Below are 10521 nucleotides of genomic sequence, written 5' to 3'. Positions count from 1 at the left end.
ACGATGCCGATTACGGCAAAGCCGCGCAACGCATCGAGTTCGGCTATCCGGCCAAAGATCGAAGCAGGAGGCGTATCCATCGCCGCCTCCGGATGGGTCAGCCCAGTGACGCCTTCAAGTCAGCGACAAGGTCGGTCTTCTCCCACGGGAAGAAGTCGCCTTCTGCCTTGCGGCCGAAATGGCCATAGGATGCGCTCTTGCGATAGATCGGCTTGTTGAGGCCGAGATGCAGGCGGATGCCGCGCGGGGTCAGCCCGCCGAGCTTCTCGATCCCCTTGATCGCATCCTCGATCGCGGCATCGTCGACCGTGCCGGTGCCGTGGGTATCGACATAGAGCGACAGCGGCTTCGACACGCCGATCGCATAGGCAAGCTGGATCGTGCAGCGCCTGGCATAGCCGGCGGCGACGATGTTCTTGGCGAGGTAGCGCGCAATATAGGCTGCCGAACGATCGACCTTGGTCGGGTCCTTGCCCGAAAAGGCGCCGCCGCCATGCGGGGCCGCGCCGCCATAGGTGTCGACGATGATCTTGCGCCCGGTCAGCCCAGCGTCGCCATCCGGCCCCCCGATCTCGAAACTGCCGGTGGGATTGATGTGATAGACGGTCTCGTCCGACAGCAGCTCGGCTGGCAGGATATCGGCCACCACGCCTTTCACATAGGCATGGAGCTCGGCCCGCTTTTCGCCCTCGTCATAGCCCTTGGCATGCTGGGTCGACACGACGATCGCGGTGGCCGCAGCCGGCTTGCCGCCTGCGAAGCGCAGGGTCACCTGGCTCTTCGAATCGGGTTCGAGGAATGGCGCCGCGCCCGAATGCCGGTCGGCCGCCATGCGTTCGAGGATCTTGTGGCTGTAATAGAGCGTCGCCGGCATCAAGTCGGGCGTTTCGTCGCAGGCGAAGCCGAACATGATGCCCTGATCGCCCGCGCCCTCGTCCTTGTTGCCCGAGGCATCGACGCCCTGGGCGATATGGGCGGACTGGCCGTGCAGATGGTTCTCGAAACTCAGCGTCTGCCAGTGAAACCCGGCCTGCTCGTAGCCGATTTCCCTGACCACGCCGCGCACCGTGCTTTCGATGTCCTCGAGCGCGCCCGGCGCCCAGGCGCCGTTCTCGTAGACCCCCCGGCAACGGATTTCGCCGGCCAGCACCACGCGCTGCGTCGTCGTCAGCGTTTCGCAGGCGACCCGAGCTTCCGGATCCTTCGACAGGAACAGGTCGACGATCGCATCGGAAATCTGGTCGGAAACCTTGTCGGGATGGCCTTCGGAAACGCTTTCGGACGTGAACAGGTAATTGGCGCGCATATTTCTTCTTTCCAGCGGTGGGTTGCGAGCTTCGCAAGGGATCTAGCGGTGGCGGCTGATTACATAACTTTCGTCGTTGAACCAGAGTTCGCCGTGCTTTTTCAGGATATCCCGCGTCGCTTCGAGATATTTGGGATTGGTCATCGCCTCGGTCACGCGCTGGTCGTCGATCTGGGCGACATAGACCGCGGCATTCCAGGCGGCGAGCAGGGTCGAGGTGCCGATGCTCGCGCTGTCGCGGTCGATCTCGTCGGGCAGCGTGTGCATTTCATAACGGAACAGCGCGCGGGCCGCCGACAGCGAATCGAACGTGAAATCGCCCGCGTCGTCACCCAGCGCCTGGCGCGTGGCCTCGACCAACTCGTGGCGCGACGTGACGAACGGGTCCGTTCCCGGCCAGACGCGCTGGATGATCTCCATCCCTGGATCGCTGCCCGCCGAGTGGATCCCGAGCAGCCGCCCGCCCGCGCGCAACGCCCGCACCAGCGGCGCAAGCACTTTCCCAGCCTTGAATTGGAGCGGCGCGTTGAGCCGGAAGGGCTGGCTCGCCAGCACCAGGTCGTAATCAGCGACCGGCGCCTCCCGGCGCGGGATCACCCTGTCGAGCAGGAACGCGCAGTCCTCGCGATAGAGCACCAGCACGGTCGGCGTTTCGGGCACCAGCCGCCCGGTCGATGGCTGCACCCTGGTGGTCCAGCATTCGGCGAGGAAGGATTGCAGGCCCTGGATCTGGCGCTCGAATTCGGCCGAGGTCGAGCCCTTGAGCGCGACCTCCTTCCACACCAGTTTCTCTCGCGATTCAGGCCTTTTCGGCATAAGCCAAGGCGCGTCGGCATAGGAGATATTGGTGATCGCCAGCACCATTTCGGGATGTTCGAACAGCCGGTCGGGGACCTTGTCGAGGAACAGCCGGATATCCTCGAGGCTGATCTCCTTGCCGGCGATGAAGAACGGCAGCCGGGCAAACCGGCGGTGCATCTTGCGGATCACCCGCGCCAGCACCGTCCCGTCGCCGATCCCGGCATCGAAGAAGCGGATCGCCGGCTGTTGCGGTTCGATCTTGTCGAGTTCGGTCGCAACCCGTTCGGCCACTACCCATTTTTCGGAACAGGTGTTCACGAACAACAAATAGTTCTGGCGGTTGTCGTAGAATCGGAAATCGGGCGGCGCGTCCCGGCGCTCCGCAACGGCGGCAGCGCGTTCGGGTTCATCGCCCGGCACAGTGGCGGCTGAAGGCATCCACTCCTCCCATCGGGGACTGCCAGGCGCTGTTGCGTCCTGCTGAAGGGTCAAGCCGATCCCCGACCGAAAAGACTAGCGAGCGCGGCCGCGCGAAGCAATGGCGGCGATCGCGAGCAGAAGAAGCGCCCAGCCCAGCGGCAGCCAGTTGCCGAGGCGGGCGAAGGGCGTCGGCGGCAGCGCCGGCGGGATCGTCCCGTCGAGCCGCGCCGAGACCCGCATCGGGATATGCGCGCGGACCACCCCGCGCGCATCGATCACCGCGCTGATCCCGGTGGTGGTCGAACGCAGCACCGGCAGGCCCTCCTCGATCGCCCGCAGCCTTGCCTGGGCGAGATGCTGGGGCGGGCCGAAACTGCCGAACCAGCCATCGTTTGAAGGATTGTAGATGAAGTCGGGGCGGTTCGCGCTGTCGACCACCTGGCCCGAAAAGACGATCTCGTAGCAGACTTGTACCCCGACACTGCCCCATTGCCCGAGGTCGAGCGTCTCGGGCCCCGGACCGGGCAGGAAATCGAGTGTCCCGGGCACCAGCCGGCTCGCGCCGAGCGGTTCGAGCAGCCAGCGCAGCGGGAGGTACTCGCCATAGGGCACGAGATGCGCCTTGGCGTAGCTGCCGACGATCCGTCCGGCATCGTCGACCGCCTTGACCGAATTGCGCGCGCCGTAGAGCTGCCCGGCCTCGTCGAATTCGAGATCGTTGGTGCCGGTGAGGATCACGCTGCCGGGCCCGATCATCCGCGCCAGGCTGGCCCTTGTCAGCGCCGGATCGGCCAGCACATTGGCGCGGTCGTAGATCCGCTGCGGATAGCCGCTTTCGAGATATTCGCGGATCCCGGATTCGGGCCACAGCACGATCCTCCTCTCGCCCTGCGCCAGGGGATAGGTCAGCGCCGCCGACTTGCGGAAGTTTTCGAGGTAGAAGAACGGATCGTTGAGCTTGTCCTGGCCGATATCGGGCTGGACCAGCGTGTAGCGCATGCTTCCCTCGCGGGCCTTGCCGGCCGGCGCCAGCATGCCCGCGACGACCAGCCCCACAACCAGCCCGAGCGGGACCATGTGCCGTTCGCGCAGCAGCTGGGCCGCGGCACAGGCCAGCAGGATCGCGAGGCCGGACAGCGCATAGGTCCCCAGCCATGGCGCCAGCGCGGCGAGCCCCGGGCGCGAAAAGCCGCCCAGCAGGATCACGCCAAGGGGATCCCATGCATAACCGGTGAAGACCCAGCTCCTGAGCCATTCGGTGACCATCCAACTGCCCGCGAACGCCAGCGCCAATGGCCAGCCGTCGCCGCGTCCGGTGAGCAGCCGCGCCCCGCCCGCCGCCAGCGCGGGATAGACCGCAAGATAGAGCGACAGCAGCGGCACCGCCGCCCAGCCCAGCACCGCCGGCATGTTCGCCTGGTAGGTGAAGGCGGTCGCGATCCAGTTGTTTGCGAAAGTGAAATGGGCGAGCCCGAACAGCCAGCCGAGCAGCAGCGCTTCCTTCCAGCCGCGCCCCGCCATCAGGAGGAAGAACCCGCCCATTGCGGCGAGCGCGACCGGCCAGAGATGCAGGGGTTCGAAACCGGTCGCCGACAACAGGCCCAGCGCCAGCGCTGACCAGCGTGGATGCACCGATATGCGCGTCGTGATCGGAGCCGCCATTGCCATGATCAGGCCATGTGGCCCGCCTCAAGTTGCCGCGCAAGCACGAACACCCGGCCCCGCAATGCCACCAGGGGGAAACCGTCTAGTTGACGGCTTCGACAGTCTCGCCGTCTTCGCCGCCGCGAGCCTTCGCCTTGCGGGGACGGCGGGGCTTTTCGTCCTCGTCGTCGCCCTTGCCGATAGCGGGGGGGAGGACCGACGCATCGAAGCCGTTCGCGCCATCGTCATCGTCGTTATCGCGCCGGGGGCGGCGATTCCCGGCCGGCTTGCGCGTGTCCCGGGTGAAGGGATTGTCCCCGGAATCATCGTCCGGTTCATTGCCTTCCATGCCGCGCTCGCCATCAGTATCGTCGTCGTCCTGGCGATGGTCGCGGCGGCCACGGCCGCGATATGTGTTGCGATCATTATCGTAGTCGTCGGAATCCTCGTCGTCGCCCTGCTGGTCGCGATCGGTGTCGCGCCTGGTCCGCGCCTGGTCCTTCTGTGCCTTGGTATCGGCGATCACCCGGAAATAGTGATCGGCGAACTGCAGGTAATATTCCGACTGGACCCGGTCGCCGTTGAGCTGCGCATCATGCGCCAGCTTCTTGTATTTCTCGAGCAGCTGGGGGGCATTGCCGCGCGCCCGGCTGTCGATGCGGTTGAGCTGGTTGCCACCACCCTGCGACCGGTTACCTCCGCGGCCGCGGCGACGATTACTGCCTCTATTGTTACTCAAAGGGAATTCGCTTCCTTCGCTCGAACCGGCGGCACAACGCTCACCGGTCGCATGACCCCTCGCCACGTCGCGCTCCATGCGCGTTCGTGTCCCTCCATCTGCATACAGACCGGGCCTGTGGCGCGGCATAAACGCAAATGTTGGATCGAAACCTGGCAGGCGGGGAATTTCCTCCGGCTACCGGTCTTGAATCGTGCCTAACGGGCGGATTCGCTCTTGCCAAGCCCTAATCGCAGGACAAGTGCCCGTGGGCGCGCAGCGAGGTCTTTGCACAACTCTGCTGAAAACCCGGTTAACCGGGCGATTTCTTCTACCTTTTCAGCCTGTTCCGCGCCTATTTCGAGCACGGCAAGCCCGTTTTCAGCGAGCAATGACGGCAATTGCGGGACCAGGATCCGGTAATCGTCTAGCCCGTCTTTCCCCGAAAAAAGCGCCCCGGCGGGCTCGAAGTGGCGCACCGACGGCGAAAGCTCGGCATTTGCCTCGACATAGGGCGGGTTGGCGATGACAAGATCGAACCTGCCGATCCCTTCGCTCCAGCCCGGCTCGCGCCAGTTGCGGGCGAGCATCCGCGTGCGCCTTGCCAAGCCCAGCTTCGCCGCATTGGCCGAGGCAACCGCTAGGGCACCGAGCGAGCGATCGATCCCGATCCCTTCGGCCGCGGGGCATTCCGCCAACAGGGTGAGCAACAACGCACCCGAGCCGGTCCCGCAATCGAGCACGCGCCCAGGCGATGGACAGGCTTGGAGCGCGGCCGCGACCGTCGTCTCGCTATCGGCGCGGGGAATGAGGACATCCGGTGTGACCAGGAATTCGCGCCCGAAGAATTCCTGCCGTCCCAATACATAGGCGACCGGTTCATGCCGCAGCCGACGCGCGACCAGTGCTTCAAAATCCGGTGGAACCGGATTGTCCATGTGCCGCAGCAATAGCTCCGAACGCGAGGTGCCGAGCGCCTCGGCCAGCAGCAATTCGGCGTCGAGCCGGGCGGTGTCGCTTACCCCTTCAAGGCGCTTCGTCGCATCGCGCAGGGCCTCCGCGACTTTCATCTCCCCTCCTCTGAAGAGGAGGGGGCGAATGATCGCCTGAACCTCATTCCCCCATCGCGGCGAGGCGCTTGGCCTCGTCTTCGGCGATCAGCGCATCGACCAGTTCGCCAAGGCCCGGCCCGGCGAGGATTTCGTCGAGCTTGTGCAGGGTGAGGCCGATGCGGTGATCGGTCACCCTTCCTTGCGGGAAATTATAGGTGCGGATGCGCTCAGAGCGGTCGCCCGAACCGACCATCGCCTTGCGGGCCTCGGCTTCCTCGCCCTGGGCTTCGTCGCGCATCTTCTCGTAGAGCCGCGCGCGCAGCACCTGCATCGCCTTGGCGCGGTTTTTGTGCTGGCTGCGCTCGTCCTGGCAGATCACGACCAGGCCGGTCGGCAGATGGGTGATGCGGACCGCGCTGTCGGTCGTGTTGACGTGCTGGCCGCCCGCGCCCGAGGCGCGGTAAATATCTATTTTCAAATCCTTTTCATCGATATGGACATCGACCTCGGTCGGCTCGGGCAGCACCGCGACGGTGGCCGCGGAGGTATGGATGCGCCCGCCGCTCTCGGTCACGGGAACCCGCTGCACGCGGTGCACCCCGCTCTCGAATTTCAGCTTGGCGAACACGCCCTGCCCGCTGACATTGGCGACGATCTCCTTGAACCCGCCAATGTCCGACGCATTCATGCTGACCGGCTCGACCCGCCAGCCCTGCTCTGCAGCATAGCGCTCATACATGCGGTAGAGATCGGCCGCGAACAGCGCCGCTTCCTCGCCCCCGGTGCCGGCGCGGATTTCGAGCATGGCCGGGCGGGCGTCGGCGGCGTCGCGCGGCAGCATGGCGATGGCCAGCGCATGTTCGACCTCGGGCAATTCGCCCTTGATCCGCTCGACTTCCTCGGCGGCGAGCGCGCGCATTTCGGGATCGGGATCGTCGATCCGGGCGAGTTCGGCCAGTTCGCCGCGCAAGGCCCGGACCTGCTCGGCGGCCCTGGCGACCGGTTCGAGTTCGGCATAGTCGCGCGACGCGGCAACGAAGGCATCGCCTTCGAGCGTCCCGCTCGCCAGCCGCGCTTCGAGTTCGGCAAAGCGCTGCGCGATCTGGGCAAGGCGCTCGTCGGTAATCACAAGCCCCTCCCCTTCAGGGGAAGGATTGGGGTGGGGAAGTGTCCCATGCGCCGCGCACAACCGTCACTCCCGCGCAAGCGGGAACCCAGTTGATTCACACAAAGACGTAAAGACGCGAAGGGCTTACCGCCAAGCGCGACATCTTCGCGCCTGCGCGCCTTCGCGTGAGAAAGAAATCGGGACCCCGGAACAGGTCCGGGGTGACTCGGATGGATTGCATTGCTCACCCCAACACCGTCATGCTGAACGTGTTTCAGCATCCATCGTGCCCCCGAGGCCGACGGTCTGATCGGAGAAATGGACCCTGAAACAAGTTCAGGGTGACCTATTTGACACGTGTTAGAGATGGTCATGCGTCCGGGCCGCGCCAATCGTAGCTTGCAAGCGCGCCTTCAATGGCAATCTCATCGGCTCCGTCGATCTTGAGCCTGTGCGAAGTGGAATTACCTTCAGCGGTAAGCGCAAGGATCGCCTTGGGCTGCTGCTTGACGGCCTTGTCATAGCGCTTGCGCGGCGAACCCGATGCGAGGAGTTCGGCTGATATGCCCGACCGGCGCAAGGCCGAGACCACCCCCAAACCATCCAGCAGCACGGCATCGTCTTCGACGACGACGATTACTTCGGAAGCAGCCTCGCCGACACCCTCGACCAGCATCGCCAGCCGCTCGATCCCCGCCGCCCAGCCAACCGCCGGGGTCGGCGCGCCGCCCAGGCTTTCCATCAGCCCGTCATAGCGCCCGCCGGCGAGTACGGTGCCCTGCGCGCCGAGCCGGTCGGTGATGAATTCGAACGCAGTGTGGCGATAATAGTCGAGGCCGCGCACCAGTTCGGCCATGCGCGTCCACTCGACGCCCGCAGCGTCGAGACCGGCGGTCACCTGCCCGAAGAAATCCTGCGCCTGTTGCGTCAAATAATCGTCGATCTTCGGCGCATCGGCGACAAACACCTTGTCGCGCGGATCCTTGGAATCGAGGATGCGCAACGGATTGCGCGAAAGGCGCTCCTGGCTGTCCTCGGACAGTTCGCGCGCATGGTCCTTGAAATAGGCGACCAGCGCATTGCGCCAGGCCTCGCGGCTGGCAGTATCGCCCAATGTGTTGAGCTGCAGCGTTACGCCTTCGGAAACACCCAGCTCCTTCAAGAGCTGGTCTGCCATCGCCAGGAGCTCGACATCGGCCGGCGCTTCCGCCGCGCCGATGATCTCGGCGTCCACCTGGTGGAACTGGCGGTAGCGGCCCTTTTGCGGGCGCTCGTAACGGAAGATCGGGCCGTGGGTCGCAACCTTGAGCGGCGCATATTGCTGCCAGCCGTCGGTGAGGAAGGCGCGGGCGATCCCGGCGGTGAATTCGGGGCGCAGGGTGAGCGATTCTCCCCCGCGATCCTCGAACGAATACATTTCCTTGGCGACCACATCGGTGGTCTCACCCAAGGAGCGCGAGAACACTTCGGTCTTCTCGAACACCGGCATTTCGACACGCTTGAAGCGGTAGAGCTTCCTGACGCGCTCGAAGGTCTCGACCACGAACGCGAAGGCCTCGGCCTCGGCGCCGAAAATGTCCTGCGTGCCGCGAATGGGCCGGGGGGTTTCGATCTTCGCCATTGCGGGCGGCGTTTAGGACGCGCCGCCCGTTAGCGCAATTCCTACTCCGCCGCTTCGAGGAAGCGTTCGTCGATCGAGATGTTGTCGGCTTCCCAGCTCTTGAGCTCGGGCAGGACCTTTTCGGCGAACAGGTGCATGTTCTTCCTCACTTCGTCCTGCGGCATCCCGCCATAATAGATATGCGGGAAGAAGCCCTGCGGCTGGTAGATTTCCTTCAATTCCCACATCCTCTCAAGGATCATCTGCGGCGTGCCGGTGACGGCAGACTTGCCGAAATTCGCGACATAATCGTCGACCGCTTCGGGCGGGACATACATTTTCGAATATTGCTCGTAGCCCTTCACCTGGTCGAACGCGCCTTCGACGCTGAGGCTGTAATTGACGAGCGCCTTGCGCATCGTGTGGGCGAGATATTTCTGCCCTTGGACTTCGGCGTATTCGGCGCTTTCATCGACATAGAAATTGCCCGACAGCATCGGCGGCGGCGGCAGGCTGTCGTCCTGGTGCACTTCCTGCCACACTTGCTTGTACATATCGGGCGGGGCTTCCTTGCCGCGCTGGGGCAGCATCAGCACCATGTTGCCGAAGCCGAGCTTGGCCGCCATGTGCATCGAACTGCCCGAAAGCGAGCCGCAGAACTTGCGCCCTTCGAAGCTGCGCAGCGGGCAGGGGCGCAATTCGTTGCGCGCGATCTTCACCAGCTCGCCGTCATATTCGATCACGCCCGAATCGATCGCCGGGATCACCGCTTCGAGGATCTCGACATAAAGCTGGCGCGACTGGTTCTGGTCGATCCCCAGCCCCTTGAACTCGTGCGGGGCGAGCCCGCCGCCGAAGCCGAGCAGCGCGCGCCCGTTCGAAAGAATGTCGAGATTGATGATCTTTTCCGCCAGCCGCACCGGATTGTGCCAGGGGACGATGATGCATTGCGTACCAAGCTTTATCCGCTTGGTCCGCCCGGCGATATAGGTCAGCAATTGCAGTGGGTCGTTCGACATCGAATAGTCGGAGAAATGGTGTTCGGTGATCCACACCGAATCGAACCCCAGCTCCTCGGCGAGGACGAGGTTCTCGATTTCCTCCTGGACGAACTGGACATCCGGATAGCTCTTGTCGCGCTGGTGCGCGAAGCCGGTTGCCATGCCTACATGCATTGCACTTCTCCCATATGTACTGGCTGATTGCAGCAGCCTTGCAAACAGCTTGCGCCCACTTTGCGCGATTCGCAAATGCAGGCTCGCTTTTGCCGCCCCGCTCGGCTAACGGGCAGGCCGCAAAGGGAGGGGACGTCGCAATCCCGAGGCCGAAAACGGCCCCAAAACACGCGAGTAACGATGAATATCGAACTGATCCCGGTGGGCGACAATCCGCCCGAAAGCCTCAATGTGATCATCGAGGTGCCGGTGGGCGGCGAGCCGGTTAAATACGAGTTCGACAAGGCTTCCGGCGCGCTGTTCGTCGACCGGATCCTGCACACGCCGATGCGCTATCCGGCCAATTACGGCTTCGTCCCGCACACTCTGTCGCCCGATGGCGACCCGCTCGACGCGCTGGTGATCGCGCGTTCGCCGTTCATCGCCGGTTGCGTCGTGCGCGCCCGCCCGATCGGCGTCCTGAACCTCGAGGACGAGCATGGCGGCGACGAGAAGCTGATCTGCGTGCCGGTGGACACGACATTTCCCTATTATTCCGATGTCGGAGAGCGGCAGGACCTGCCCTCGATCGTGCTCCAGCAGATCGAGCACTTCTTCACCCATTACAAGGACCTCGAAGCCGAGAAATGGGTCCGGATCGGCAATTGGGGCGATGCCAGCGATGCCCGCCGGATCGTGTTGGAAGCGATCGAACGGG

9 protein-coding genes are annotated in these 10521 nt (G+C 64.3%); 1 reads left to right on the top strand and 8 read right to left on the bottom strand.

Annotated features, from left to right (window positions below; all coding sequences use genetic code 11):
* Nucleotides 1–97 precede the first annotated feature (97 nt).
* The 8 genes from metK to AC16XC_RS00990 form a co-directional block, all read right to left on the bottom strand.
* Nucleotides 98–1306 carry a methionine adenosyltransferase gene (gene metK / locus AC16XC_RS01025; RefSeq protein ID WP_484032772.1) on the bottom strand — a complete coding sequence of 403 codons (1209 nt, stop codon included), beginning with the start codon at nt 1304–1306 and terminating at the stop codon, nt 98–100.
* Nucleotides 1307–1348: 42 nt separating this feature from the next.
* Nucleotides 1349–2545 carry a hypothetical protein gene (locus AC16XC_RS01020; RefSeq protein WP_484032771.1) on the bottom strand — a complete coding sequence of 399 codons (1197 nt, stop codon included), beginning with the start codon at nt 2543–2545 and terminating at the stop codon, nt 1349–1351.
* 75 nt (nt 2546–2620) lie between these two features.
* Nucleotides 2621–4195 (bottom strand): apolipoprotein N-acyltransferase, encoded by a 1575-nt coding sequence (gene lnt, locus AC16XC_RS01015; protein ID WP_484032770.1) that lies wholly within the window; start codon nt 4193–4195, stop codon nt 2621–2623.
* Nucleotides 4196–4274: 79 nt separating this feature from the next.
* Complete coding sequence (locus AC16XC_RS01010) at nt 4275–4910, bottom strand: DUF4167 domain-containing protein (protein ID WP_484032769.1); 636 nt, start codon at nt 4908–4910, stop codon at nt 4275–4277.
* A gap of 197 nt (nt 4911–5107) precedes the next feature.
* Nucleotides 5108–5959 (bottom strand): peptide chain release factor N(5)-glutamine methyltransferase, encoded by an 852-nt coding sequence (gene prmC / locus AC16XC_RS01005; RefSeq protein ID WP_484032768.1) that lies wholly within the window; start codon nt 5957–5959, stop codon nt 5108–5110.
* Between the two features lie 43 nt (nt 5960–6002).
* On the bottom strand, nt 6003–7070 hold the full coding sequence (prfA, locus tag AC16XC_RS01000) for a peptide chain release factor 1 (RefSeq protein WP_484032767.1): 1068 nt from the start codon (nt 7068–7070) through the stop codon (nt 6003–6005).
* 349 nt (nt 7071–7419) lie between these two features.
* Nucleotides 7420–8670, bottom strand: coding sequence for a histidine--tRNA ligase (gene hisS / locus AC16XC_RS00995; RefSeq protein ID WP_484032766.1), 1251 nt, complete (start codon nt 8668–8670; stop codon nt 7420–7422).
* A gap of 41 nt (nt 8671–8711) precedes the next feature.
* Nucleotides 8712–9824: an LLM class flavin-dependent oxidoreductase gene (locus AC16XC_RS00990; RefSeq protein ID WP_484032765.1), complete on the bottom strand. Its 1113-nt coding sequence runs from the start codon at nt 9822–9824 to the stop codon at nt 8712–8714.
* Nucleotides 9825–10004: 180 nt separating this feature from the next.
* Here AC16XC_RS00990 and ppa point away from each other — a divergent pair.
* A partial coding sequence (gene ppa, locus AC16XC_RS00985; protein WP_484032764.1) for an inorganic diphosphatase occupies nt 10005–10521 on the top strand: 517 nt, incomplete at its 3' end.

This window comes from Candidatus Andeanibacterium sp. (assembly GCF_057143545.1).
Note: the sequence above shows the minus strand (reverse complement) of the source record. Positions and strands in the feature narration are given on the sequence as shown.